The organism is Nonomuraea sp. NPDC050786 (genome assembly GCF_040654115.1).
Classification (GTDB): domain Bacteria; phylum Actinomycetota; class Actinomycetes; order Streptosporangiales; family Streptosporangiaceae; genus Nonomuraea.
Window position 1 is genome coordinate 167,392 of sequence record NZ_JBFAHJ010000008.1, and the last position, 24,714, is coordinate 192,105.

Consider the following 24,714-nt stretch of genomic DNA (forward strand, 5'->3'; position numbering starts at 1 on the left):
GGGCGGCATCACGGCGCAGACCGACATCACGGCGCAGGCCGACATCACGGCACAGGGCGGCATCACGGCGCAGACCGACATCACGGCGCAGGCCGACATCACGGCACAGGGCGGCATCACGGCGCAGACCGACATCACGGCGCAGGCCGAAGGGAGCGGACGGTGAACCGGCGCATGCAGTGGTCCGAAGGGGGCAGGCCGTGAACCGGCGCATGGCAGTGCGGCTGGTCTGGGCCGTGCTGGCCGGGGCGGCGGCCGACCTGGCCGGGCTCGGGCTCATCGCCGCCGCCGCGTGGCTGATCACCCGGGCTGCGCAGCAGCCGTCGCTCGCGGCCCTGAGCGTGGCGATCGTGGCGACCAGGGCGTTCGCCACCAGCAAGGGCGTCTTCCGCTACGCCGAACGCCTCACCGGTCACGACGTCGCGCTCCGCGCCCAGGCAGGCACCCGCGAACGCCTCTACGAGGCCCTCGTCCCGCCCCAGCAGCCGAGGCACGGCGGCGCCGACCTGCTCAGCCGCATGGTGGACGACACCGAGGCCGTACAGGACCTGCTCGTACGCTGCCTGCTGCCCGCCGCCGCGGCCGCCGCGGCGGGGCTGGCGGCCGTGGTCATCGGGCTGACCGTCCTGCCGGTGACGGCGCTGGTACTGGTGGCCGGGCTGGTGCTGGCCGGGGTGGCGCTGCCCGCCGGTACGGCCGCCGCCGCCCGCCGCTGGTCGGCCAGGATCGCGCCCGCCAGGGCGGCCCTGGCGGGCCGGGTGGCGGACCTGGTGCACGGCTCCGCCGACCTGGCCGCCTACGGCGCCGACGACGAGGCGCTGGCCAAGGCGCTGGCCGCCGACGAGTCCCTGGCCGCGCTCGAGCGCCGCCAGGCCCGCGTGCACGCCGCCGCCCTGGCCGGGGGCACGCTGGTGCAGGGGCTGACGGTGGCGGCCATCGTCCTGCTCGCCCAGGGGGCGGGCGCCGATTCGGTCGCGACGGCCGTGCTCGCGCTGACCGCCCTGGTGTCGTTCGAGCCGGTGCTGCCGCTGGCCGCGGCGGGCGAGCGCCTGGCGGGGATCACGGCCGCGCTCCGGCGCCTGCGCGAGGTCCGCTCCGCCACCCCCGCCGTCACGGAGCCCCCGGCGCCCGCACCCCTGCCCGCCTCCCCGCTGACCGTCGAGATCGACGACCTGGTGGTCCGCCACCCCACCCCCGCCGCTGAAACAGCGCCGGCGCTGGACGGGGTGTCGTTGACGCTCACCCCCGGCAAGCGGGTCGCGATCGTCGGTCCGAGCGGCGCGGGGAAGAGCACGTTGCTGGCCGCGCTGATGCGGCTGGTCGAGCCGGAGTCGGGCAGCATCCGCGTCAACGACGTCGACGTACGCGACCTCGCGGGTGACGACGTGCGGACGCTCATGACCGGGCTCACCCAGGACCCGTACATCTTCCGCACCACCCTCCGCGACAACCTGCGCCTCGCGGGCCCCGAGGCCGGCGACGAGGCGCTCGATCGCGCCGTACGGGATGCCAGGCTCGACGGATGGGTCGAGCGGACCGGGTGGGACGCGGAGCTGGGCGAGGACGGCAGGACCGTGTCCGGCGGCCAGTTGCAGCGGCTGGCGCTGGCCAGGGCGCTGCTGTACGACCCGCCCGTGCTGCTGCTCGACGAGCCCGCCGAGGCGCTCGACGAGGAGACGGCCGACCGGCTGATGAGCGACCTGCTCGACGTCACCAGGGACCGCACCACGCTCCTGGTCACGCACCGGCTGCGAGGGCTGGAGAGCGTGGACGAGATCGTCGTGCTCGAGGAGGGCCGGGTCATCCAGAGAGGGCGGCATGACCAGCTCGTCGCCGTGCCCGGCTACTACCGCGACCTGTGGGAGTCCGAGGTCCTGACCAGGCGCTGAGTCCCTGCCTGAAGAGAGGGATTGAGTTGGCGCGGCAATCTGGTTTAAAGTACAAACCAGTTTGAGAGAGCGAGGGGTTTGCGATGGCGAGCGACGACGACCACGTGGCGAGTCCCGAGGAGATGCTGCGCGTCATCGAGGAGCAGCGCGCCGCCACCGCGCGGTGGCTGTACGGCGACCCGCTCCTGCTCTACGTCCCCTGGGGCGTCGCCTGGCTGCTCGGCTTCACCGCGCTCTTCCTGCACTACGGCCTCGACGGCCACTCGTACGCGCCGATCTCCCAGACGCAGGCGCTGGCGGTGCTGATGAGCGCGCAGCTCGTGGCCGGGGCGGTGGCCGCGTTCGGGATCGTGCGGATGAACAGAGGAGTCCGCGGCGACCACACGGCCAGGGGTACGATGTACGGGTACACATGGTTCGCCGGGATGCTGCTTGTGTGGGTCATCTGCGTCAGGCTCAGCTCCCTCCTGCCTCCCGATGAGAGCGGCCTCGCCTGGGGAGGCGCGTCGCTCATGATCGTCGCGGTCATGAACATGGCCGGGGGCGCGATCTGGCTCTACTGGCCGATGTTCTTCATCGGCGTCTGGGTCGCCGCCGTCGACGCCCTGGGCGTGCTGCTCGGCGTCGGCTGGCACGCGCTGCTGACGGCCGTGCTGCTGGGAGGCGGCTTCATCGTCGCCGGCCTGTGGCTGAGGCGCCGCCGGTGAGCGCGGACCAGGCGCCGCCCGAGCTCGACCCGGTGATCCACGCGCAGGCCAGGCTCCGGGTGGTCGCCGCGCTGAACATGCTCGGCGAGGGAAACGAGATGGCGTTCCCGGCACTGAAGGAGCTGCTCGGCATGACCGCGGGCAACCTGTCGGTGCACCTCACCAAGCTGGAGGACGCCGGATACGTCCAGATCACCAAGACGCACAAGGGCCGCACCCCGGTCACGTTCGTGGCTCTCACCAAGCGCGGACGGCTGGCCTTCGAGGACTACACCAAGGCGATCCGCGCCTTGCTCGACAGCGCAGGAGGAATGTCATGACGGTCCTCGCCAGAGCGATCGAGGTCAGCCGCCGCTACGGCGACGTGCTCGCGCTCGACCGCCTCTCACTCGACATCAGGGCGGGCGAACTGGTCGGGCTGCTCGGCCCGAACGGCGCGGGCAAGTCCACCCTGATCAACCTGTTCGTGGGGCTGCGCCGCCCGACATCCGGCACGGTCGAGCTGCTCGGCGGCTCCCCGCAGGACCCGGCGACGCGGCGCGGCATCGGCGTGACTCCGCAGGAGACCGGGCTGCCGGAGTCGTTACGCGTCGGCGAGATCGTCGACTTCGTATCCGCGCATTTCCCGAAAAAGGCGGAGAAAGAGGAGCTGCTGGCGCGCTTCGGCCTCCAAGACCTGGTCAAGCGGCAGATCGGCGGCCTGTCCGGCGGGCAGAAGCGGCGGCTGGCGGTGGCGCTGGCGTTCGCGGGCGACCCGAAGCTGGTCTTCCTGGACGAGCCCACGACCGGCCTGGACGTCGAGGCCAGGCGCTCGCTGTGGGAGGGCGTCCGGGCCTTCCACGAGGGCGGCGGCACCGTCCTGCTCACCAGCCACTACCTGGAGGAGATCGAGGCCCTGGCCGAGCGGGTCGTGGTGGTGGGCCACGGCCGCGTGCTGGCCGACGACACCGTGCGGGCCGTACGCGACATCGTGGGCGTGCGGCGCGTCTCGCTCTCCGCGGCGGATCTGCCCGAGCTGCCCGGGGTGATCGGCTCCGAACGCGAGGACGGCCGGATCCATCTGATGACCGCCGACCCCGACCGGCTGGTCGTCGAGCTGGTGCGGAGCGGCACGCCGTTCTCCGGGCTCGAGATCAGGCCGACCACCCTGGAGGAGGCCTTCCTCGCCATCACCTCGAAGGAGTCCGCGCATGTCTAGCCTGGTCCTCGCGCACACCCGCTATCTCGTGCTGGAGCAGATCAGGGTGCCGATCAGCATCCTGGCCAGCGCGTTCTTCCCGGCCGTGTCGATGCTGGCCTTCGTGGTGCCGTTCGCGGGCGGCGATCCCCAGGCAGCCACGACGGCGACGGCGTCGCTGATGTTCTTCGGCGCGATGTCGGGGGCGCTGATCGGGCTCGCCATCAGTGTCGCGCAGGACCGCGAGCAGCCCTGGAACCCGTACCTGCGCACGCTCCCCGCAGGCCCGTTCCCCCGCTTCGCCGGGCGGATCCTCACCACCGTGGCCGTCATGCTGGTCTCGGTGATCCCCGTGCTGCTGGTGGCGGCCTTCCTCACGGCGGCCACGATCACGCCGGTCCGGCTGCTGCTCGGGCTGGTGGCGCTGGTCGTGGGTGGGATCCCGTTCATGCTGATGGGCCTGCTGATCGGCTTCCTGATGAGCTCGAAGGGCGCGATCGCGGTGTCGCAGATCATGTTCTTCCCGCTGGCGGTGGTCGGCGGGCTGCTGCTGCCGCCCGCGGCGCTGCCCGGCTTCATCGAGGCCGTCTCCCCGTACACGCCGGCCAGAGGGGCGGCCGAGCTGCTCTGGGCGGTGACCGCGGACCTCAGGCCCGACCCGGTCGCGCTCGTCATGCTGGCCGTGTGGACCATAGCCCTCGCGCTCGCGGCGGGCTGGGCCTACCGGCGCGACGAGGGCCGGCGCTTCTCCTGAGACAAATGGGGGGTGTGCCGCCGAGTCCGCAGCGATCTCGACGGCACACCCGTCCGGGAGGGGGTCCTGGTTATTTCTTCTCTTCGAGGGTCACGGTGACGTCGTGCGTCTTGCCGTCCCTCATGTATGTGATCTTGACCTGTTGGCCCGGTTTGAAACCTCTGACCTGCCCAACTACAGTATCTCCGCCGTCAACCGCCTTGCCACCGATGCTGGTGATCAGGTCTCCCTGCTGCAGTCCCGCCTTCGCCGCCGGGCTTCCCTCGGTGACCTGCCTGATGAGGGCGCCCGGCACGTCGCCCGTCGCGTCGGTGACGCTCACGCCGAGGAAGGCATGGCTGACCTTGCCATTGCTGATGAGCTGCTCGGCGACCTGCTTGGCGGTGTTGACCGGGATGGCGAAGCCGACGCCGCCGCCCGCGGCGTCCGAGGCGATGGCGGTGTTGATGCCGATCAGCTCGCCCGCGGCGTTCACGAGCGCGCCGCCGGAGTTGCCGGGGTTGATGGAGGCGTCGGTCTGGATGGCGCCGCCGATCGTGGTGGTCCCGCTCCCCTGGCTCTGCTGCTCCAGGCCCCAGCCCGGCGGGATCTGCTGGCGCTGCTCGCCGCCGACGGTGAGCGTGCGGTCGAGCGCGCTGACGATGCCGGCGGTGACGGATCCGTCGAGGCCGAGCGGGCTTCCGATGGCCAGTACGGGGTCGCCGACCTTGACGATGTCGCTGTCGCCGAGCGTGGCCTTGGTCAGCCCCGACACGCCCTCCGCCCTGATGACGGCGAGGTCGGTGGCCGGGTCGGTGCCGACGACGGTGGCCTTGGCGGTCTTGCCGTCGTTGAACTTGACGGTCATCTGCCCGCCGCCCTGGTTGGCACCCTCGACCACGTGGTTGTTGGTGAGGATGAGCCCGTCCTCCGAGAGCACGACGCCGGAGCCCTCGCCGGTCTGACCCTGGATCATCACGACGCTGGGCTGCACCTTGGCGGCCACCTGCGCGATGGTGAGCTGGTTGGAGGCCGACTTGAAGACGGGGCTCGGCGTGGCGCTGCTGGCGAGCGGCTCGGGCTGGAACGAGTTGGCGACGACGGCCCCCACGACGCCGCCACCGATGGCCGTGGCCGCGAGCGCGAGGCCCGCGATGGCCCTGCGCCCCATGACGGACAGGCCGGGCTTCTTCGGCGGCGGGGGCGGAGGAAGCGGCTGTCCAAGGATCTGTGTGTCTCTGCGGGGGAAGCCCCCGGGGGCCGGCGGGGTGTTGCCGAACTGGCTCCACCCGCCGGTGCCCTGCTCGCGAGGCTCATTCGCGTTCATCTGTCATCTCCCTCGAGTCCCGATGACTCAAGGGTGCCAAGACCGACGTAAGAGCTGGTTAAGCCGGTCCTTTGAGGTTGGTGAGAGGGTTGACGGCTGCTTTATCGATCGAGGTGGGGAGCCGGGGCGGGGGCGTAGGAAATTGCCGAGTTTTACCCGCGTACCGGCCAGTACTCGTCTCTGAGCAGGCGCTTGTAAAGCTTGCCCGTCGGGTGGCGCGGCAGTGCCTCGCGGAAGTCCACCGATTTCGGGCACTTGTAGTGTGCCAGACGCTCGCGGCAGTACGCGATCAGCTCCGCCTCCAGCTCCGGGCCCGCCTCCGCCATGGACACCGGCTCGACCACGGCCTTGACCTGCTCCCCCATCTCCTCGTCCGGCACCCCGAACACCGCCACATCCGCCACCTTCGGGTGCACCGACAGCACGTTCTCGGCCTCCTGCGGGTAGATGTTCACACCCCCAGAGATGATCATGTACGAGCGGCGGTCGGTGAGGTAGAGGAAGCCCTCGTCGTCCAGGCGGCCGATGTCGCCCAGAGTGGTCCAGCCCCTGCCCTGGGGATCCCGCGCGGAGCGGGTCTTGTCCGGGTCGCCGTGATACTCGAACCGGGCGCCGTTCTCGAAGTAGACCGTGCCGTCCACGCCCGGCGGCACGTCGTTGCCGTCCTCGTCGCAGACGTGCACGACGCCGAGCAGCGAGCGGCCGACCGTGCCCTTGTGCCGGAGCCAGTCCTCGGAGTTGACATAGAGGAAGCCGTTGCCCTCGGTGCCCGCGTAATACTCGTGGATGATCGGGCCCCACCAGTCGATCATCTGCTCCTTGACGGGGACGGGGCAGGGGGCGGCGGCGTGAATCGCGCACTGGAGCGAGGAGAGGTCATATTTTGTACGAATTTTGTCGGGCAGCTTGAGCATCTTGATGAACATCGTCGGCACGAGCTGCGCGTGCGTGACCCCGTACCGCTCCACCAGCGCCAGGAACCCCTCGGGGTCGAAGCGCTCCATCACCACCACCGTGGCCCCGAGCCGCTGGAACGTCAGGCTGTAGCGCAGCGGCGCGGCGTGGTAGAGCGGCGCGGGTGAGAGGTAGACGCTCTCCGCCGACGGCGCGAAGAGCGCCTGGACGAGATGGAGCAGCGCGCCCGGCTCGGTGAGCGGGCCGTGCGCGGAGGGGATCTTCACGCCCTTCGGCCGTCCGGTGGTGCCCGACGAGTAGAGCATGTCCGCGCCCATGCACTCGTCGTCGACCGGGGTGGCCGGCTGCTTGGCGACCGCCTCCTCGTACGCCTCGAAGCCCTCGGCCACGCCGTCCAGCATGAGCCGCATCTCCACGCCGGGGGCGGCGCTGACCGAGCCGGCCACGGGGGCCAGCTCGGCACTGGAGACGAACGCCCGGGCGCCGCAGTTGTCCACGATGTAGGCCAGTTCGTCGGGCTGCAGGCGCGAGCTGATCGGCGTGTAGTACAGGCCGGAGCGGAGCGCCGCCCAGGCGACTGCCAGGAAGAGCGGGTGGTTGGGGAGCATGAAGGCGATGTGGTCGCCCGGCCGCAGGCCGGCGGCGCGGAACAGGTGGGCCAGCCGGTTCGACTCCTCGTCGAGCTCGCGGTAGGTGATGATCCGTCCGGAGCCCGCCATGATCACAGCGGGCTTGTCTGGGGTGACTGCTGCGATGGCTCCCGGATACATGACCGAACACTATTCGGCCGACCGTCGCCACGCCACCACCCGTCGCAGGCGCGCGTGAAAGCGCGAAGCCGCGACCTCGGCATCGAGATCGCGGCCTGGCATGGTCGGCGGTCCGCTCACATGCGGGTCACTCCGCGGGAATGACCGAGCCCTCGTACTTCTGCTTGATGAAGTCCTTGACCTTCGGGTCCTGCAGGAGCTTGCCGAGGGTGACGATGTTGGCGTCCTTCTCGTGGCCGGCCTGGACGACGAGGCCGTTGACGTACGGGTTGCCCTCGGTCTTCTCCAGCACCAGCGCCTGCGAAGCGGGCTTGAGCCCGGCCTCGATGGCGTAGTTGCCGTTGATCACGGCGGCGTCCACGTCCTCGAGCGAGCGCGGGAGCTGAGCCGCCTCGAGCGGCTTGAACTGCAGCTTCTTCGGGTTGTCCACCACGTCGCGCTCGGTGGCGGCGGTGCCGACGCCGTCCTTGAGCTTGACCAGGCCGTTGTCGGCGAGCAGCTTGAGCGCGCGGCCCAAGTTGGTGGCGTCGTTGGGGACGGCCACGGTCGCGCCGCCGGCCAGCGCCGACACGGAGGTGATCTTCTTGGAGTACAGGCCCAGCGGCTCCAGGTGGACCGGCGTGACGAAGGTCAGCTTGGTGCCCTTGGAGGCGTTGAAGTCGTCAAGGTACGGCTTGTGCTGGAAGAAGTTGGCGCTCAGCTGGCCCTCGTCAAGCTGCACGTTCGGCTGCACGTAGTCGGTGAACTCCACGACCTCCAGCTTCAGCCCGGCGGCAGGGGCCAGGTTCTGCTTGACGAAGTTGAGGATCTCCGCGTGCGGCACCGGGCTCGCGCCCACCTTCAGCACCGTGTCGGCCGACTCAGCCGTCTTCGTCGCGGACTGCGACGTACTGCATGCGGCGAGCGACAAGGCCAGCGCAACAGCACCCGCTATATAACGAAATTTCATGATTTTTCCTTACTTGTGGGATAGGCGCCGGGCGACCCAGTCGCCCAGGCTCTGCAGAAGTTGCACGATCACGAGGAGCAGGACGACGGTCACGATCATCAGCAGCGTTTCGAACCGCTGGTAGCCGTACCGGACGGCCAGGTCGCCCAGGCCGCCGCCGCCGAGCGTGCCCGCCATGGCGGAGTAGCCGATGAGCGCGACGACGGTCACGGTCAGGCCCGCGACCAGCCCGGGCAGCGCCTCGGGCAGCAGGACCTTGCGCACGATGGTGGTGCGGCTCGCGCCCATGGCCTGCGCCGCCTGCACCACGTCCGCGCCGACCTCCCTGAGCGCCGTCTCGACGAGCCGGGCGTAGAACGGCACCGCGCCGACGGTGAGCGGCACGACGAACGCGGCCGTCCCGATCGTCGTCCCGACGACGAGCCTGGTGAAGGGGATGATCGCGATCATCAGCACGATGAACGGCAGCGACCGGCCGATGTTGACCACGAAGCCGAGCCCCGACTTGAACGCCGGGAGCGGCCGCAGCCCGCCCCGGTCGAACACCACCAGCGCCACGCCGAGCGGCAGCCCGAGCAGCGCGGTGAACAGCGTCGACCAGCCGACCATCTGCGCCGTCTCCAGCGTCGCCGGCCAGAGCAGCGGCAGGATCTCCTCCCAGGTCATGAGCCCTCCACCTCCACGATCAGGCCCGCGTCACGCAGGTACGCCAGTGCCGCGGCCGTTTCGGCCCCGTCGAGCGCGACGCGCAGGCGGCCCACCGAGCCGCCGGCGAGGTCCTCGATCGAGCCGCCCAGGATGCTCAGGTCCACGTCGAACTTCCTGACGACCTCCGACACCACCGGCTGCCGCGGGTCGCCGGTGAACGTGAGCGTCACCGAGCCGGCCGGGGCGGGTTCGGGCAGCGGGAAGATCTCCCTGGTCAGGCGGGATCCCGGCGTCCTGATGAGGTCGGCGATGGCGCCGGACTCCTCGATGCGGCCGTGCGCCATGATGGCGACCGAGTCGCAGACGCTCTTGACGACGTTCATCTCGTGGGTGATGAGCAGGATCGTCAGGCCCAGCTCGGTGTTGAGCCGCTTGAGCAGCGCGAGGATCGACTGGGTGGTGGCCGGGTCGAGCGCGGAGGTGGCCTCGTCCGACAGCAGCACGGACGGGTTGCCCGCCAGCGCCCTGGCGATGCCGACCCGCTGCTTCTGTCCGCCGGAGAGCTGGTTGGGGCGGTCCTTGCCGCGGCCCGCGAGCCCGACCAGCTCCAGCAGCTCGGCGACGCGCCGGTCGCGCTCGGCCCTGGGCACGCCCATGATCTCCAGCGGGAACGCGATGTTGCCCGCGACCGTGCGCGAGCTCAGCAGCGCGAAGTGCTGGTGGATCATGCCGATGCGCTGCCTGGCGCGGTTGAGCTCGGCGCTGCGCAGCGCGGTCAGGTCCTGCCCGGCGACGGTGACGGTGCCCGCGGTGGGGCGTTCGAGCAGGTTGACGCAGCGCAGGAGCGTGCTCTTGCCGGCGCCGCTCTGGCCGAGCACGCCGTAGATCTCGCCTTCGCGCACGTGCAGGTCGACGCCGTCGAGCGCGACGGTCTCCCCGTACTGCTTGCGCAGGCCGGAAGCCTGGATCACGGAATATCCCCACGACTGAGGGCGGCCCGTCAGGGGGCCGCGGGAACGTACATCACCCGGAAGAAAGCGCGTGGAGTCAGCGCGTGCCGGGGTGGAAGGGCAGGTGGCTCAGCCTGCGCAGCACGAAACTTGGTGCGATCATGTGGAGGGCTTTCGACGAGAACGGGGCGGGCGGGGGTCGCGTCAGCGGCTCAGCATTCGGCCCGGACAACACACGGCGTTCTCTGTCACGCCTGTCCTAACGGGACCTTTACCAAGCTCCATTCCCGATTCGCGGTGTGAGGTGACTCACTTCTCCTCGATGATCTCCCAGGCGTGCGGCGGGACCTCCCCGAGGCCGGGGAAGCGGTGCGGCTCGTCGCCCACGTTGAGCAGGAGCGTGATCCCCGCGCCGGAGCGCAGCACGGCGGCGGTGCCGGTGAGGTGTTCGACGGTGGTGCGGGCGGTCGCCGCGCCCTTGTGGCGCCTGCGCGCGCCGATGAGGCGCTGGTGCGTACGGTAGGCGGGCCAGCCGTCCGGGGCGAGCCCGGCGGGGGTGTCGGGGAAGGCGGGCCTGATCGCGTCGTCGCCGCCTTCGCGCTCCTCCTTGAGCCCCTGGAACGCCTGCTCGTCGCCGTAGTAGACGCTCGGCAGGCCGCCCACGGTGAACAGCACGGCCAGCGCGTGCCCGAGGTGGCGGGGGTCGTCGAGCCTGGTCGCGAGCCTGGTGACGTCGTGGTTCCCGGCGAACGTCTGGGGCGTGAACGTCTCCAGCATCCGGTTGTGCCGGTCGAGCGCCCAGGCCAGCTCGAACAGGTTGCGGTCGTTGAGCGAGCTCCAGATCGCCTTCCACAGCTCGTACTGGGTGACGGAGTCCAGCCCCGACCGTTCGACGTAGTCGGCGTAGTCGCCGTGGATGACCTCGCCGGAGAACCAGGCGTCCGGGTGGCGTTCGCGCACGCCGGGCAGCACCTGCGCCCAGAACCCTGCGGGCACCGCGTACGCCGCGTCCAGCCGCCACCCGGCCGCTCCCCTGCCGAGCCAGTGGTCCATGACGGCCGTCACGTGCTCGCGCACGGCCGGCTCCGCGTGGTCCAGGACCACGAGGTGGTGGTGCCCCTCGAACGTGTCGTACTCGCCGGATCCCGGCCGGCGCCGGAGCCAGCCCTCCCCTGCGGGGAACGACCGCGCCACGTGGTTGAAGACGCCGTCCAGCACGATCCGCAGCCCGCGGTCGCGTGCCTGCTCGACGAGGTGGTCGAAGTCCCGCTCGTCGCCGAGGCGGGGGTCGATCGCGAAATGGTCGACGGTGTCGTACCCGTGCGTCTCGGAGGCGAAGACCGGCCCCAGCATGATCGCCGAGCAGCCCAGCTCGACGGCGTAGTCCAGCCAGCCGGCCAGGTGCCGCAGCGGGCGCGGCCGGCCCGCGCCGAAACCGAGCGGGTAGACGTGCCAGAAGATCGCATGTTCAGCCCACGGCGGCACGAAGCGCCTCCTTCTTCCGTACGTACGGCGCACAGGCCAGTGCGAGGGCGATCGCGCAGCCGATCACCGTGTCGGCCAGGCGGTAGCCGAGGGTGGCCGGTGACACGTCCCCCATCAGCAGCAGGACGAGCGGGGTCATGACGGTCGCGTACATGGCGTAGTTGCGCTCCTTGAGCACTGGCCTGGCTGCGGCCAGCGCGGCGACGAACAGCACGAGCAGCCACGAAGGCGGTACCCACAGGAGCACGGTCGATCCGGCGATCACTCCGGCGGCGGTGCCGGCGGCCCGCTCGACCGACCGCCGCGCCGATCCGTCCGGCCGGCGGCGGACGAGGATCACCACGGTGACGGCGATCCATGACGCGGTCGGCTGGGGCCACAGCAGCCCGACGGTCTCGGCGGCGGCGAGGCACGCGGTCAGGCGGATGGGGTACTGCCATCCGTGCGCGCTCCTCAGCGTCCCCCACCAGCGCCGCAGCAGCGCTCTCGCCGTGGGGGCCGGTCGAGCGGCGGGCGGGCGGCCTTCTTGAGCGCCACGGCGGAGGCGTCCCGTGTGGAGGCGTCCCGTGTGGAGGCGTCCCGTGTGGAGGCGTCCCGTGTGGAGGCGTCCCGTGTGGAGGCAGAGCGCGGTGACCAGCAGGCCCCAGGCCGCCCCCTCGGCGAACAGCACGGCGGCGGCGACCGGCTCGACGCCCTTCGCCGCGCCGGTGCTGATGACCATGAAGACGATGAAGCGCGTGCTGTGCTCGGCCATGGGACGGCTGATGCCCCCTGCCGTCGCGAGCACGCCCGCGACGAGCACGACGGTGACCGCGGTCAGCCACCCGTGCCCCGCGACGGCGACCCCGGCGGGCCCCGCCGCGGCCGTGGCCACCACCACGGCGGCTCCATGGACCAGGACGTGCGCGCGACTCCGGGGAGCGTCCGGCGCGCTCCCGCCCAGGGAGACGCCGCTCACGGCGAGGGCGCCGAGCGCGGCCAGAGCGCCGAGGGCGGGCCGCCCCATGGCGACGCCCCACGCGACCGGCCCGCCGAGCCCCAGCGCGGCGGCGACCATGGATCGCAGCTCGATCCGCATGCGGCACCTCCTCGACGGGGGAGCCTACTCCACTTTCCTACGCATTGCGTATCAAGTTGCGCCTATTTTTCCTGGCTTAGCGGGGCAATTAGTAAGTGTTATCGTAATAATCATGGACGACGAGGAGCTGCGTGCCACAGCCGTGTCCCTCCGCCGGGCGACCATCGGCCTGGCGAGGCGCCTGCGCGACGAGCGGCCCGCGCAGGGTCTCGGCCGCCTGGCCCTCTCCCTGCTCGGCCACCTGCACAGGCGCGGCGCGCTGACGGCGGGAGAGCTCGCCGCCGCCGAACATCTCCAGCCCCAGTCCGTCACCCGCGTGCTCGCCTCGCTGGAGGAGCAGGGCCTGATCCGCCGCTCGCGCGGCGAGACCGACCGCCGCAGGCACCACATCGTCCTGACGGAGCGCGGCGCCGCGGCGCTCACGCAGCAGGTGAGCACCGCGGATCAGTGGCTGGCCGAGGCGCTGGCCGGCAAGCTCACCCCCGCCGAGTGCCGCATCCTGGCGGTGGCGGCCGACCTGCTCGAGCAGCTCCAGACCTAGCGGTACGGGTCGCGCAGCGGGGTGACCCGTCCGGCGAAGTCCGCCTTGATCCGCTCCATGCGCGGCCCCGGGGCGTAGAAGCGGCCCTTGGTCTCGCCGTACGGCCGCAGCCACCCCTTGGCGGCGAGATCGCGCAGGTCGCGCGCGGCCTGCCCCTGACTGAGGCCTTCGTCGGCCTGGTAGCGGCTCCTGCGCAGGCGCCTGTTGACGAACACCTCGTAGAGCGCGGAGACGGTACGGCTGTTGAGCCCGTCGGCGTCGATCTGTTGCTCCAGGAGCATCCAGATCTCGCCGGCTTCGGCAAGGCGCTGGCGGACCCGCTGGGCCTGCATGTGATGCGCCTTGAGACAGAACCGCACCCAGCTCAGCGTCCCACCATGCGGCCGCCACATGCCCTGCTGAATCTCGCGAAGCGCGCGGTAGTAGTCGATCGTGTTCTCGCCCACGCCGAGCCACTCCTCGATGGACGAGAACTCGGGCGTGAGAATCTGATCCCTGCCGAGGACCAGTGTCTGCAGGGCGCGCGACATCCTGCCATTCCCGTCACGCCATGGATGGATCGCGACAAGGTTGAAATGCGCCATTGCGCCCCGCACATAGCTCGGTGCGTCGAGGTCTCCACCGTTCAGCCACTCGATGAGCTCGTCCATCAGGCCAGGCACCTCGTCGGCATCCGGGCCCTCGTAGACGACCTCTCCGGTCGCGGAGTTGCGCACATAGATGCCGCCAGGTCGCACCACACCAGGAGTTTTGTCGCGATGATGGCCGATCATCATGAAGTTGAGCGAGTTGAGCAGCCCGACGTCGAACCGGAACACCGCTGCCCGAGAGAGCAGCTGAATGAAGGTCAGCGCCTGCTGGTAGCCCGCGATCTCCTGAGCCACCGACGGCGACGTCTCCAGCGGCTCCTCTCCCGCCATGATGGACTGGATGTCCTCGACGCTGGCCTGGTAGCCCTCGATCGAGTTGGAGCCCTGGATCGCCCGCGCCTGCAGCTGCCTGCCCAGCTGCCCGTCCCACCGGTGTGTCCCCGCCAGCCGGTACTTCAGGTCGCGCCGCATCTCCTCGATCTCCTCGAGGACGCCCTTGTCCACGGGCTCCAGCGCCGGGGTCTCGTACAACATGCCGCCAAAACAACATGGGCGAACCATCCAGTCAAGTGACTGAATGATTCGCCCATTTATGCCGGGATTATGCGGCGACCGTGGAGGCGACCTGCGCCGGGGTCAGCGCGATGTCGAGGACCTCCCGCACGTCGCTCACCGCGTGGATGGTCAGCTCGTTGCGGACCTCCTCGGGCACGTCGTCCAGGTCCGGCTCGTTGCGGGCCGGGATGAGGACGGTGGTGATGCCCGCCCGGTGCGCCGCCAGGAGCTTCTGCTTGACGCCGCCGATCGGCAGGACCCGCCCGGTCAGCGAGATCTCACCGGTCATGGCCACGTCGCTGCGCACCAGACGGCCGGACAGGAGGGACGCCAGCGCGGTCGTCAGCGTCACACCGGCCGAGGGGCCGTCCTTGGGCACGGCGCCCGCGGGGAAGTGGACGTGCACCGAGCGGTCCTTCAGCGCGGTGACCGGCAGCTCCAGCTCCGCCCCGTGCGAGCGCAGGTAGGACAGCGCGATCCTGGCCGACTCCTTCATCACGTCGCCCAGCTGGCCGGTCAGCGTGAGGCCGGTCTCGCCGGTCTCCGGGTCGGCCAGGGACGCCTCGACGTACAGGACGTCGCCGCCGGCGCCGGTGACCGCCAGGCCCGTGGCCACGCCCGGCACCGAGGTGCGCTGAGTGGACTCGGGCAGGGACGACTCCGGCACGAACCGCGGCCGCCCGAGGTAGCCCACGAGGTCGTCCGCGCCGACCGTGACGGGCAGCTCGTCCTTGGCGGCCACCTTGCGCAGGATCCGCGCGACCGCGCGCTCCAGCGACCGGACGCCCGCCTCGCGGGTGTACTCGGCGGCCAGCTTGCGCAGCGCGTCCTCCTCGACCGTGACCTCCTCCGCCGTCAGCCCGGCCAGCTCCAGCTGCCTGGGCAGCAGGTGGTCGCGGGCGATCGCGACCTTCTCGTCCTCGGTGTAGCCGTCGAGCGTGACGACCTCCATCCGGTCCAGCAGCGGCCCGGGGATGGCCTCCAGGACGTTGGCCGTGGCCAGGAAGAGCACGTCGGACAGGTCCAGCTCGACCTCGAGGTAGTGGTCGCGGAACGTGTGGTTCTGGGCGGGGTCGAGCACCTCCAGCAGGGCGGCCGTCGGGTCGCCGCGGTAGTCGGCGCCGACCTTGTCGACCTCGTCGAGCAGGACGACCGGGTTCATCGAGCCGGCCTCGCGGATGGCGCGGACGATGCGGCCGGGCAGCGCGCCGACGTAGGTGCGGCGGTGGCCGCGGATCTCGGCCTCGTCGCGTACGCCGCCGAGCGCGACCCGGACGAACTTGCGGCCCATCGCGCGGGCCACGGACTCACCCAGCGAGGTCTTGCCGACCCCGGGAGGGCCGGCGAGCGCCAGCACGGCGCCGCTGCGGCGGCCGCTCACCACACCGAGGCCCTTGTCCTGGCGGCGCTTGCGCACGGCCAGGTGCTCGATGATGCGGTCCTTCACGTCGGACAGGCCCGTGTGGTCGGCGTCGAGCACGCCCCGCGCGCCGGGGATGTCGTAGTTGTCCTCGGTACGGGTGTTCCACGGGATGTCGAGCACCGTGTCCAGCCAGGTGCGGATCCAACCCGTCTCGGGGGACTGGTCGGGAGTCCGCTCCAGCTTGTCGACCTCCTTGAGCGCGGCCTCGCGCACCTTCTCCGGCAGGTCGGCGGCCTCCACCCGGGCGCGGTAGTCCTCTTCCTCGGTCTCGGTGTCGCCGTTGAGCTCCTTGAGCTCCTTGCGCACGGCGGCGAGCTGCTGGCGCAGCAGGAACTCGCGCTGCTGCTTCTCCATGCCCTCCTGGACGTCCTTGCGGATCGTCTCGGCGACGTCGAGCTCGGCGAGGTGCTCGCGAGACCATTCGACCAGCTTGGCCAGCCGGTCGGCGGGGTCGGCGGCCTCGAGCAGCTCGACCTTCTGCGCCGTGGTCAGCCAGGGGGTGTAGCCGGAGCTGTCGGCCAGCACCGAGGGGTCGTCGATCTGGTTGACCTGGTCGACCACCTGCCAGGCGCCGCGCTTCTGCAAGATCGTGGTGGCGAGGGCCTTGTACTCCTTGGCCAGCTCCTGGGCGCGCTCGCCGGCGGCGACGGTGTCGATCGTGTCGGCCTCGACCCACAGTGCGGCGCCGGGGCCGGTCGTGCCGGTGCCCACGCGAACGCGGTTGACGCCCCGGACCACGGCGGCGGGCTCGCCGCCGGGCAGCCTCCCGACCTGCTCGACCACGGCCTGCACGCCGATCGCGCCGTAGCGGCCGTCGATCCGGGGAACGAGGAGGACCCGCGGCTTGTTGCCACCGGATGCACGGGCCGCGTCGATGGCAGCGCGCACCTCGGAGTCGGACAGGTCCAGCGGGACGACCATGCCCGGAAGTACGACCTCGTCGTCCAGCGGCAGGACCGGGAGGATCAGACTCTCACTCATGCGAACTCCAAAGGGTTGAGTTATACCGACTCAATTCATTGGAGCCCGGCGTTGTTCCCTCTCTTGACGATGTTCGCTCACGGCGATCGTAATCTTGTAAGCCATACCTGAGGGTGATGCTCTGGATCAGACCGTGGAGTGACGCCGTCCCGAGGCCGCGTCCGTAAGCTTGACCAGGTGATCTCCGTCCCCCGTCCCCGCCGCCTGAGGGGCGGCCGCGTGCCCGGCCAGGACGACCCCGGCGGGCAGGAGACACTGCCTGAAGAGGATGTCCTCAGATCGTGGGAGCGCGCGTTCGGCCGGGGCGGCAGCCGGCTCAAGCGGGTGGCCGCGGCCGCCACGCGCTCCCTCGACATGGCGTTGTTCCAGGGTGACGCCGATCCGCCCCCACGATCGCGGCGGCTGACGTTCAGGACACCGCGCAGGCTCCGGCCGGCGATCCCGTTCGGAAGCTTCAGCCTGGTCCAGGTGGCCGACGTCGTGCTTGCCCTCGCCCTGTTCGGTCAGACGGTGTCGATGGTCCTGGCCTGGAACGCCGAGGCGGCCCGCGTCCACGCGCTCAACCCGGTCCTGGCCGGGCCGGTCTCGGACGTGTTCGCCTATCTGACCGCGGTCGGGACCTCGCTGCCGATCGCCCTGCGTGACCGCTGGCCGCTGGCCGCCTGGCGGCTCGCGGCCATGCTGCTGCCCGTCGGCGTCTGGGTGTACACCACAGTCGGCGACATCGGGCCACCCGCCGCGACCCCCGCCATCAGCGACTACGGGCCGCCCTACAGGTTCCCGACGGTCCTGACGTACCTGCTGGTCGTCTACTCCGTCGCCGTCCGCTGCGACCGGCGGATCACACTGGGGATCTGGTTCATCACGGTCGTGGCGGCCTGGATTATCCATCCCCCTTCGATAGCTGTGGTCACGGTCGCGGTATCGGTCGCGATGTTGTTCGGCTACAACGTACGCATGCGGCGCAGCGCCACGGCCAGACTCCGCGAGGAGGAGCGGCGCTCCCGCGAGGCCGAGAGTGCGCAGGCGGTGCTGGAGGAGCGGGCCCGCATCGCCAGGGAGCTGCATGACGTGGTCGCGCACCACATGTCGGTGATCGCGATCCAGGCGGAGGCGGTGCCGCTCAAGGCCAGGGGCGATCCCGCGCAGCTGGAGGCAGGGCTGGCGGAGATCCGCGGGCTGTCACTGGAGGCGATCGCCGAGCTGCGCCAGGTCCTCGGCGTGCTGCGCGACCAGGACGGCCGCGCTGAAACCGCACCCCAGCCGGGGCTCGACCGGCTCGAGGAGCTGCTCTCCAATGCCCGCGCCGCCGGACTGGCCGTGCTCGTCGAGCGCTCCGGCCCGATCGGACTGCTGCCGCCCGCCGTGGGGCTGTCGGCGTACCGGATCGTGCAGGAGTCGCTCAGCAACGCGATGCGGCACGCGCCCGGAGCGACGGTGACGCTGGACATAACGAGAATGCGGGACAAGCTGCGACTGCGGGTCGCCAACGGCCCGGGCACCGCTCCCGGCTCGGCACCGGGGGGCGGTCAGGGCCTCGTGGGCATGCGCGAACGGGCGGCGCTGCTCGGCGGCTCGCTGGCCGCCGGTCCGGTAGAGAGCGGAGGCTTCGAGGTATGCGCGACGCTGCCGCTCACGGACGACGTGGAGAACGAGCAGGAGGCCGCCCCACGAGCCGCGCCCGCCGCCCGAAGGAGGCTTCCCGATGAGGCGCGCCCGCAGATCGCAGACGAGCAAGGCCAGGCGACCGAGATGATGACGCGCGGGCGAGGCCGTTCGCCGGCGGCGGAGAGGAAGAAGGCTTGATCCGGGTTCTGATCGCCGATGACCAGGGGATGGTGCGGACGGGATTCACCGTGTTCCTGAGCGGGCAGCCGGACATCGAGGTCGTGGGCGAGGCGGCCAACGGGCGGGAGGCCGTGGAGCGGGCGGCGGCGCTGAGTCCGGACGTGGTGCTCATGGACGTACGCATGCCGGTCATGAACGGCCTGGAGGCGACCAGGGAGCTCCTGTCGCGCAAGACCGGGCCGAAAGTGCTCATCCTGACGACGTTCGATCTCGACGACTACGTGTACGCGGCGCTGCGGGCGGGGGCCAGCGGATTCCTGCTCAAGGACGCCTCCGCCGCGCAGCTGGTGGAGGCGGTGCGTGTGGTCGCAGCCGGGGAGGCCCTCATCGCTCCGGCGATCACCAAGCGGCTCATCCACGAGTTCGCCAAGCTGGGCGGGCGCCGCCCGACGGCGGGGCCGCGACTGGCCGAGCTGACCGAGCGGGAGACGGAGGTGCTGACGCTGGTCGCCCAAGCGCTGTCCAACCAGGAGATCGCGGAGAAGCTGTTCGTGGCGGAACAGACGGTCAAGACGCACGTGGGGCGGGTGCTGATGAAGCTCGGGCTGCGCGACCGCGCCCAGGCGATCGTCTTCGCCTACGAGACCGGCCTCGTCCGCCCGGGCGAGTGACCTCGAGACGGCCCCCATCGGGCGGCCTGTCCCGTTCCCCTTCCCCAGCCTCCGCCGTAGAGTCGGCTGATGGACCCGGTTGAGCTCTTTCATCAGGTGGCGCGGACCGTCCCCGCCTACAGGGCCTTTCTGGCGGAGCACCGCGTCGACCCGCGGGACGTCACGACGCTTCAGGACTTCGCACGGGTGCCGATGACGTCCAAGGAGAACTACACCCGCCGCCACCCGCTCCCCGACCTGTGCAGGAACGGCGTGATCGGGGACATCATCGCTGTCTCCTCCGGCTCCACCGGCGTCCCGTCCTTCTGGCCGCGTTCGGCGGACGACGAGCGGGTGATCGCGGCCCGGTTCGAGGAGGTCTTCAGGGACTCCTTCGACGCCCGCGAGCGCCGCACCCTCGCCGTCGTCTGCTTCGCCCTCGGCACCTGGGTCGGCGGCCTGTTCACCGTCAACTGCTGCCGCCACCTGGCCGAACGCGGCTACCCGATCACCGTGGTCGCCCCGGGCACCGACCGGAGGGAGATCCTGCGGGTCCTCCCCGAGCTCGCGCCCCACTTCGACCAGGTCGTGCTGCTGGGCTATCCGCCGTTCCTGAAGAACGTCATCGACACCGAGGACCTGCCGTGGGCCGACTGGAACGTCAGGCTCGTCACCGCGGGAGAGGTGTTCAGCGAGGAGTGGCGGAGCCTGGTCGCGCGGCGGGCCGGGATCGCCGACCCGGTCAAGGGCATCGCCTCTTTGTACGGCACCGCCGACGCGGGCGTCCTAGGCAACGAGACGCCGCTGTCGGTCGAGATCCGGCGCTTCCTGTCCACCCGCCCGGGCACGGCCAGGGAGCTGTTCGGCGAATCCAGGCTGCCGACGCTCGTGCAGTACGACCCGGATGTCCGCTTCTTCGAGGAGCATCAGGGCACGCTGCTCTTCTCCGGCGACAACGGCATCCCGCTCATCCGCTACCACATCGCCGACGAGGGCGGCGTGGTGCCGTACGACGACCTGCTCGGCTTCGTCCGCCGGCACGGCTTCGAGCCGGCGGCCGAGGGGCCGGAGCGGCCGTTCGTGTACGTCTTCGGCCGCTCCCACTTCACGGTGTCCTACTACGGCGCGAACGTCTATCCCGAGAACATCGCCGTCGGCTTGGAGCAGCCCGAGGTCAGCGGGTCGGTGACGGGGAAGTTCGTCATGGAGGTGGTGGAGGACGCCCGGCGCGACCGGCATCTGACGATCACGGTGGAGCTCGCGCCCGGCGAGAAGCCGTCCGACGAGACGGCCCAGGCCGTGGGCGAGTCGATCCTGGCCCAGCTGCTGAGGCTGAACAGCGAGTTCGCCAACTACGTGCCCGCCGCGCAGCAGATGCCCTTCATCCGCCTGCGCGAATCCGGCGATCCCGAGCACTTCCCGCCCGGCGCCAAGCACCGCTACACCCGCTAGATGGCTCTTGACGTGGGGTTTACCGGGCAGGAAAGAGGAAAGACCGGTTTTCATGACATAGTGTCGTCATCAGCTTGACGCAGGATGCCGACGTTTGTGACACTTCGTCATGAAAACGTTCATTGCGAGTTGAGGTAGCCCGTGACCACGCCGTTCTCCGAAACCCTGCGGAACGCCACCTGGGCCGACCACGAGTCCGCCGAGTCCGAGAGCTATCTCGCCGAGCTGATGGACGGCCGGTTGAGCGAGCACGAGTACGGCGAGATGGTGGCCCAGCACTACTTCGCGTACGTCGCACTCGACGGGGTGTCGCGGCAGCTCGCCGGCCACCCGGTGGCCGGTCGGTTCGTCTTCCCCGAGCTGTATCGGGAGCGCGCGCTCGAGCGGGACCTGGCGACGATCTACGGGCAGGGCTGGCGGCACCGGATCGCGCCGTCCAAGGCCACCCGCACGCTGGTCGCGCGGATCCACCAGGTGGCCGACTGGCCGGGCGGCTACATCGCGCACCATTACACGCGCTACCTGGGCGACCTGTCGGGCGGGCAGTTCATCCGGCTGGAGCTGCAGAAGATCTACGGCTACGGCAAGGGCGGGGGCGTCGACTTCTACATCTTCGACGAGCTCGGCAGCCTGCCGAGGTTCAAGAGCGAGTACCGCTCCCGCCTTGACGGGCTGGAGCTCGACGAGCGCGAGCGGCAGCGCGTCATCCGCGAGGTCCGCCTGGCCTACCAGCTCAACACCGAGGTCCTCGCCGAGCTGCACCAGACCCGCCAGGCCGCCTGATCGATCGAGTGCCGGGGAAGACCCGGTATCGGATGGAAGCGGGCGGAAGGGGCCTACCATGGGCCTATGCCCCGGATCTCGGCCGCCACCATCGGCGAGCATCGCGCGCAGACGCGCGACCGCATCCTCCAGGCCGTCTCCCGCCTGTCCAGGATGCACGGCATCGACGCCATCTCGATGACGGACGTGGCCGGCGAGGCGGGCATCACCCGGACCGTCCTGTACAACTACTTCCCGGACAAGGCGGCCCTGCTGCTGGCGTTCACCGAGCGGGTGACCCAGTACTTCATCGACAGCTACGAGCGGGAGCTGCCGGAGGACGCCTCCCCCGCTGACCGGCTGCGGGCGTTCGTGCGGTTGCAGCTGGCGGGCCTGCTCGCCCATCCGCACCCCGGGGCCGCCGATCTCGGCGCCGCTCTCGGCCCGGACGCCTTCCAGCAGCTGGCCGAGCACGTCGCCCCCATGCACCGCGTCCTCGTGGACATCCTGGACAGCGGTGTCGAGTCCGGCGACTTCCGGGTGCTCGACGTGGCCGCCACGGCCCGCATGATCCTCGCCGTCATCGGCGCCGAGCGGGTCCCGCTGATCAGCGGGGACGTGACGGTGGAGCGGGCCGCGGAGCTGGTCTCCGAGTTCGTGCTGCGGGCCCTGCGCGCGGACAGCGCCGCATGACCGGCCCGGCAACGGTGGCGCCCGGCGACGGCCACATCGCGCTCAAGTCCGCCCGCGGCCGCTGGATCCTCGCCGCGACGGTGCTCGGTTCCGGGCTGGCCCTGCTCGACAGCACCGTGGTCAACGTCGCGCTCCCGTTCCTCGGCAAAGAGCTCGACGCGGGCATGGACGGCCTGCAGTGGACGATCAACGCCTACACCCTCACCCTCGCCGGCCTGATCCTGCTGGGTGGATCCCTGGGCGACCGCTACGGGCGACGGAAGATCTTCGTCATCGGCACCGTGTGGTTCGCCGTCGCGTCAGCCCTGTGCGGCCTGTCGCCGAACATCGAGTTCCTGATCGGGGCCAGGGCCCTGCAGGGCATCGGCGGGGCGCTGCTCACACCCGGCTCCCTGGCGATCATCCAGGCGTCGTTCGTCCGGCACGATCGGCCCCGGGCCGTCGGGATCTGGTCAGGGCTCGGCGGGGTGGCCGCCGCGATCGGGCCGCTGCTCGGCGGGTGGCTGGTGCAGACGGCCGGGTGGCGGTGGGCGTTCCTGATCAACCTGCCGTTCGCGCTGCTCATCGTGCTCGTCACCGTGCGGCACGTGCCCGAGAGCAAGGACGAGGAAGCGGTGGGGCGGTTCGACGTGCTCGGGTCGGTGCTGGCGGCGCTGGCGCTGGCCGGGATCACGTACGGGCTGATCCAGAAGGGCGCGCCCGTGCCGCTGATCGCCGGAGTGGTGCTGGGCGCGGCGTTCGTGGTGATCGAGATCCGCAGGTCGCCGGAGGCGCTGGTGCCGGTGGGGATCTTCCGCAACCACGTGTTCACGGCCGTGAACGTGGTGACGCTGATCATGTACGCGGCCATGGGCGTGGTGTTCTTCCTGCTCGTGGTGCAGCTCCAGGTGGTGTCCGGCTTCGGGCCCATCGCGGCGGGGCTGGCCATGCTGCCGACGACGATCCTGATGATGGTGCTGTCCGGTCCGGCCGGCGAGGTGGCCAAGCGGCTCGGGCCGCGCTGGCCGATGACGGCCGGGATCCTGCTCGCCGGCTGCGGGTTCCTCGCGATGAGCACGATCGGGCCCGGCGCCTCCTACCTGCTGAACGTCCTGCCCGCGGTGACCGTCTTCGGGCTGGGGCTCTCGGCGGCGGTCGCGCCGCTCACCTCGACCGTTCTGGCCACCGCCGACGAGCGGTACGCGGGCACGGCCAGCGGCGTCAACAACGCCGTGGCCCGCACCGGCAGCCTGCTCGCCGTCGCCGCGGTGCCGCCGCTGGTCGGGCTGGTGGGCGACGCGTTCAGGAATCCGCCGGTGTTCGACGCCGGGTTCCGGATGGCGATGCTGATCAGTGCGGGGATGATGGTGGTGTCGGCGCTGATCACCTTCCTCACCATCAGGACGAACGTGCTCGCGGCCGAAGACCAGGGCTAGAAGGTGAAGGCCTGGGCGCGGACGCTGTTGTCGAAGTTCGACAGGAGCAGTTGGGGCTCGCCGACCGTGCGGATGCCGGGCAGCCTGGTCAGCAGCTCGCGGAACATCGTACGCAGCTCCTGCCTGGCCAGGTTGGCGCCGAGGCAGAAGTGCGGGCCGGGGCCGCCGAAGCCGACGTGGGGCTTGGTGTCGCGGGTGATGTCGAACGTGTCGGCGTCCGGGAAGACCGACTCGTCCCGGTTGGCCGAGCCGTAGAAGAGGACGACCTTGTCGCCCTTCTTCAGCTCCAGCCCGCGCAGCGCGCAGTCCTCGGTGACCGTGCGCCTGAACTGCATGATCGGCGACACGTACCGGACCATCTCCTCGATCGCGCCGTTGATGTGCGCGTCGAAGTCGCTCATCAGCAGCTCGCGCTGCGCCGGGTTGTCGGTGAGGAGCTTGATGCCGTGGGCCATCGTGTTGCGGGCCGTCTCGTTCCCCGCCACCAGCAGCAGGGCGAAGAACGAGCCGAGCTCCTTGTCGGTCAGCCGCTCGCCGTCCACGTTGGCGTTGACCAGCAGGGAGACCAGGTCGCCCCTGGGGTTGGCGACGCGCTCGTGGCCGAGCTTGATGACCATGCGCTGCAGGGCGAGCAGGGCCAGCATGTTCTGGCCGGCCAGCTGGACGCTGCGGGCCAGGCTGGGGCGCACGCCGGTGTAGGCGGTGGAGATGTCGGCGTGCTGGTGGACCTTCTCCCGCAGCTCCTGAGGGACGTCCAGCATGTCGCAGATGACGTGGATGGGCAGCCGGGCCGCCACCTGGGCCACGAAGTCGCGCGGGCCCTTCTCGACGACGCCGTCCACGATGCGGGCGCAGGCGGCCTCGATGTCGCTCTGCAGGCCGGCCAGCATCTTGGGGCTGAAGGAGCGGGTGACGATCCTGCGCAGGCGGGCGTGGCGCGGGTCGTCCATGTTGACCATCGACTCCCCGAACACCTGTTTCACCCAGCCGGGCGGCTCCGGGTTGGTCACGGCCGGCTCGCTGGAGAAGAGCTTGGCGTTGCGGCTGGCCTCGACCACGTCCGCGTGCCGTACGAGGGCGTAGAAGCCCTTGCCTGACCGGAGGAACGGGACCTTCTTCTCCGGGAAGAACACCGGGTGCTCCACCTGGCGGAGCCGGGCGAACGCCTCGTTCCGCTCTTTGAGCGGCCTGCGCCAGAAATCCAGGTCCGCGAGGTCGATGTCCACGCGACCATCG

Annotated in this window: 22 protein-coding genes; 12 read left to right on the forward strand and 10 right to left on the reverse strand. The window is 70.6% G+C overall.

The genetic code is table 11. From position 1 onward, the window contains the following. Positions 1 to 200 precede the first annotated feature (200 nt). The 5 genes from cydC to AB0H84_RS17925 all read left to right on the forward strand — a co-directional run bounded on the left by cydC (position 201) and on the right by AB0H84_RS17925 (position 4,527). Positions 201 to 1,889 carry a thiol reductant ABC exporter subunit CydC gene (cydC, locus tag AB0H84_RS17905; RefSeq protein ID WP_357604657.1) on the forward strand — a complete coding sequence of 563 codons (1,689 nt, stop codon included), beginning with the start codon at positions 201 to 203 and terminating at the stop codon, positions 1,887 to 1,889. Positions 1,890 to 1,972: 83 nt separating this feature from the next. Beyond that, positions 1,973 to 2,596 (forward strand): hypothetical protein, encoded by a 624-nt coding sequence (locus AB0H84_RS17910; protein WP_357604660.1) that lies wholly within the window; start codon positions 1,973 to 1,975, stop codon positions 2,594 to 2,596. Beyond that, positions 2,593 to 2,916: a transcriptional regulator gene (locus AB0H84_RS17915; protein WP_357604662.1), complete on the forward strand. Its 324-nt coding sequence runs from the start codon at positions 2,593 to 2,595 to the stop codon at positions 2,914 to 2,916. The genes AB0H84_RS17910 and AB0H84_RS17915 overlap by 4 nt, the downstream gene beginning before the upstream one ends. Beyond that, on the forward strand, positions 2,913 to 3,794 hold the full coding sequence (locus AB0H84_RS17920) for an ABC transporter ATP-binding protein (protein WP_357604665.1): 882 nt from the start codon (positions 2,913 to 2,915) through the stop codon (positions 3,792 to 3,794). Before AB0H84_RS17915 ends, AB0H84_RS17920 begins: the two co-directional genes overlap by 4 nt. Then, complete coding sequence (locus tag AB0H84_RS17925) at positions 3,787 to 4,527, forward strand: ABC transporter permease (RefSeq protein ID WP_357604667.1); 741 nt, start codon at positions 3,787 to 3,789, stop codon at positions 4,525 to 4,527. The genes AB0H84_RS17920 and AB0H84_RS17925 overlap by 8 nt, the downstream gene beginning before the upstream one ends. Positions 4,528 to 4,597: 70 nt before the next feature. Here AB0H84_RS17925 and AB0H84_RS17930 read toward each other — a convergent pair whose 3' ends face one another. The 7 genes from AB0H84_RS17930 to AB0H84_RS17960 all read right to left on the reverse strand — a co-directional run bounded on the left by AB0H84_RS17930 (position 4,598) and on the right by AB0H84_RS17960 (position 12,628). Next, a complete protein-coding gene (locus AB0H84_RS17930) occupies positions 4,598 to 5,833 on the reverse strand; it encodes a trypsin-like peptidase domain-containing protein (protein ID WP_357604670.1) in 1,236 nt (411 codons plus the stop codon). 152 nt (positions 5,834 to 5,985) lie between these two features. Next, positions 5,986 to 7,518, reverse strand: coding sequence for an AMP-binding protein (locus tag AB0H84_RS17935; protein WP_357604673.1), 1,533 nt, complete (start codon positions 7,516 to 7,518; stop codon positions 5,986 to 5,988). A 127-nt stretch (positions 7,519 to 7,645) separates the two neighbouring features. Beyond that, positions 7,646 to 8,467: a MetQ/NlpA family ABC transporter substrate-binding protein gene (locus tag AB0H84_RS17940; RefSeq protein ID WP_357604676.1), complete on the reverse strand. Its 822-nt coding sequence runs from the start codon at positions 8,465 to 8,467 to the stop codon at positions 7,646 to 7,648. A 9-nt stretch (positions 8,468 to 8,476) separates the two neighbouring features. After that, positions 8,477 to 9,133 (reverse strand): methionine ABC transporter permease, encoded by a 657-nt coding sequence (locus AB0H84_RS17945; protein ID WP_357604678.1) that lies wholly within the window; start codon positions 9,131 to 9,133, stop codon positions 8,477 to 8,479. Then, positions 9,130 to 10,086, reverse strand: a complete 957-nt coding sequence (locus AB0H84_RS17950; RefSeq protein ID WP_357604681.1) for an ATP-binding cassette domain-containing protein — start codon at positions 10,084 to 10,086, stop codon at positions 9,130 to 9,132. Before AB0H84_RS17950 ends, AB0H84_RS17945 begins: the two co-directional genes overlap by 4 nt. A 288-nt stretch (positions 10,087 to 10,374) precedes the next feature. Next, positions 10,375 to 11,550, reverse strand: a complete 1,176-nt coding sequence (locus tag AB0H84_RS17955) for an alpha-amylase family protein (RefSeq protein WP_357604684.1) — start codon at positions 11,548 to 11,550, stop codon at positions 10,375 to 10,377. Next, positions 11,534 to 12,628 carry an FUSC family protein gene (locus AB0H84_RS17960; RefSeq protein ID WP_357604686.1) on the reverse strand — a complete coding sequence of 365 codons (1,095 nt, stop codon included), beginning with the start codon at positions 12,626 to 12,628 and terminating at the stop codon, positions 11,534 to 11,536. The genes AB0H84_RS17955 and AB0H84_RS17960 overlap by 17 nt, the downstream gene beginning before the upstream one ends. A gap of 112 nt (positions 12,629 to 12,740) precedes the next feature. Here AB0H84_RS17960 and AB0H84_RS17965 point away from each other — a divergent pair, with 112 nt between their 5' ends. Beyond that, on the forward strand, positions 12,741 to 13,169 hold the full coding sequence (locus AB0H84_RS17965; RefSeq protein ID WP_357604689.1) for a MarR family transcriptional regulator: 429 nt from the start codon (positions 12,741 to 12,743) through the stop codon (positions 13,167 to 13,169). Here AB0H84_RS17965 and AB0H84_RS17970 read toward each other — a convergent pair. Next, positions 13,166 to 14,293, reverse strand: coding sequence for a Fic family protein (locus AB0H84_RS17970; RefSeq protein ID WP_357604691.1), 1,128 nt, complete (start codon positions 14,291 to 14,293; stop codon positions 13,166 to 13,168). The two genes, AB0H84_RS17965 and AB0H84_RS17970, sit on opposite strands and share 4 nt — an antisense overlap. A 67-nt stretch (positions 14,294 to 14,360) precedes the next feature. Beyond that, a complete protein-coding gene (gene lon / locus AB0H84_RS17975; protein ID WP_357604694.1) occupies positions 14,361 to 16,718 on the reverse strand; it encodes an endopeptidase La in 2,358 nt (785 codons plus the stop codon). A gap of 177 nt (positions 16,719 to 16,895) precedes the next feature. Here lon and AB0H84_RS17980 point away from each other — a divergent pair, with 177 nt between their 5' ends. The 6 genes from AB0H84_RS17980 (at position 16,896) to AB0H84_RS18005 (ending at position 23,478) form a co-directional block, all read left to right on the forward strand. After that, complete coding sequence (locus tag AB0H84_RS17980; protein WP_357604696.1) at positions 16,896 to 18,524, forward strand: sensor histidine kinase; 1,629 nt, start codon at positions 16,896 to 16,898, stop codon at positions 18,522 to 18,524. Continuing rightward, positions 18,521 to 19,177 carry a response regulator transcription factor gene (locus AB0H84_RS17985; RefSeq protein WP_357604699.1) on the forward strand — a complete coding sequence of 219 codons (657 nt, stop codon included), beginning with the start codon at positions 18,521 to 18,523 and terminating at the stop codon, positions 19,175 to 19,177. The genes AB0H84_RS17980 and AB0H84_RS17985 overlap by 4 nt, the downstream gene beginning before the upstream one ends. Before the next feature lie 69 nt (positions 19,178 to 19,246). Beyond that, positions 19,247 to 20,608 (forward strand): phenylacetate--CoA ligase family protein, encoded by a 1,362-nt coding sequence (locus AB0H84_RS17990; RefSeq protein WP_357604702.1) that lies wholly within the window; start codon positions 19,247 to 19,249, stop codon positions 20,606 to 20,608. A 141-nt stretch (positions 20,609 to 20,749) separates the two neighbouring features. Next, positions 20,750 to 21,391 (forward strand): biliverdin-producing heme oxygenase, encoded by a 642-nt coding sequence (locus AB0H84_RS17995; protein ID WP_357604706.1) that lies wholly within the window; start codon positions 20,750 to 20,752, stop codon positions 21,389 to 21,391. Positions 21,392 to 21,457: 66 nt separating this feature from the next. Next, entirely contained in the window at positions 21,458 to 22,063 is a 606-nt protein-coding gene (locus AB0H84_RS18000; RefSeq protein ID WP_357604708.1) for a TetR/AcrR family transcriptional regulator, read from the forward strand. Further along, the gene (locus AB0H84_RS18005; RefSeq protein ID WP_357604711.1) at positions 22,060 to 23,478 is read left to right on the forward strand and encodes an MFS transporter; all 1,419 of its coding nucleotides are present in this window, start codon (positions 22,060 to 22,062) and stop codon (positions 23,476 to 23,478) included. Before AB0H84_RS18000 ends, AB0H84_RS18005 begins: the two co-directional genes overlap by 4 nt. On the opposite strand, the gene AB0H84_RS18010 is transcribed toward AB0H84_RS18005, so the two are convergent. After that, positions 23,475 to 24,704 carry a cytochrome P450 gene (locus AB0H84_RS18010; RefSeq protein WP_357604713.1) on the reverse strand — a complete coding sequence of 410 codons (1,230 nt, stop codon included), beginning with the start codon at positions 24,702 to 24,704 and terminating at the stop codon, positions 23,475 to 23,477. The genes AB0H84_RS18005 and AB0H84_RS18010 overlap by 4 nt on opposite strands. Positions 24,705 to 24,714 lie beyond the last annotated feature (10 nt).

What these genes read in the sequence shown, in the direction of transcription:
- AB0H84_RS17960 (WP_357604686.1), bottom strand. Translation starts at nt 12,628, where the DNA reads ATGCGGATCGAGCTGCGATCCATGGTCGCCGCCGCGCTGGGGCTCGGC.
- lon (WP_357604694.1), bottom strand. Translation starts at nt 16,718, where the DNA reads ATGAGTGAGAGTCTGATCCTCCCGGTCCTGCCGCTGGACGACGAGGTC.
- AB0H84_RS17910 (WP_357604660.1), top strand. Translation starts at nt 1,973, where the DNA reads ATGGCGAGCGACGACGACCACGTGGCGAGTCCCGAGGAGATGCTGCGC.
- AB0H84_RS18005 (WP_357604711.1), top strand. Translation starts at nt 22,060, where the DNA reads ATGACCGGCCCGGCAACGGTGGCGCCCGGCGACGGCCACATCGCGCTC.
- AB0H84_RS17930 (WP_357604670.1), bottom strand. Translation starts at nt 5,833, where the DNA reads ATGAACGCGAATGAGCCTCGCGAGCAGGGCACCGGCGGGTGGAGCCAG.
- AB0H84_RS17935 (WP_357604673.1), bottom strand. Translation starts at nt 7,518, where the DNA reads ATGTATCCGGGAGCCATCGCAGCAGTCACCCCAGACAAGCCCGCTGTG.
- AB0H84_RS17940 (WP_357604676.1), bottom strand. Translation starts at nt 8,467, where the DNA reads ATGAAATTTCGTTATATAGCGGGTGCTGTTGCGCTGGCCTTGTCGCTC.
- AB0H84_RS17920 (WP_357604665.1), top strand. Translation starts at nt 2,913, where the DNA reads ATGACGGTCCTCGCCAGAGCGATCGAGGTCAGCCGCCGCTACGGCGAC.
- AB0H84_RS17945 (WP_357604678.1), bottom strand. Translation starts at nt 9,133, where the DNA reads ATGACCTGGGAGGAGATCCTGCCGCTGCTCTGGCCGGCGACGCTGGAG.
- AB0H84_RS18000 (WP_357604708.1), top strand. Translation starts at nt 21,458, where the DNA reads ATGCCCCGGATCTCGGCCGCCACCATCGGCGAGCATCGCGCGCAGACG.
- AB0H84_RS17990 (WP_357604702.1), top strand. Translation starts at nt 19,247, where the DNA reads ATGGACCCGGTTGAGCTCTTTCATCAGGTGGCGCGGACCGTCCCCGCC.
- AB0H84_RS17925 (WP_357604667.1), top strand. Translation starts at nt 3,787, where the DNA reads ATGTCTAGCCTGGTCCTCGCGCACACCCGCTATCTCGTGCTGGAGCAG.
- AB0H84_RS17970 (WP_357604691.1), bottom strand. Translation starts at nt 14,293, where the DNA reads ATGTTGTACGAGACCCCGGCGCTGGAGCCCGTGGACAAGGGCGTCCTC.
- AB0H84_RS17965 (WP_357604689.1), top strand. Translation starts at nt 12,741, where the DNA reads ATGGACGACGAGGAGCTGCGTGCCACAGCCGTGTCCCTCCGCCGGGCG.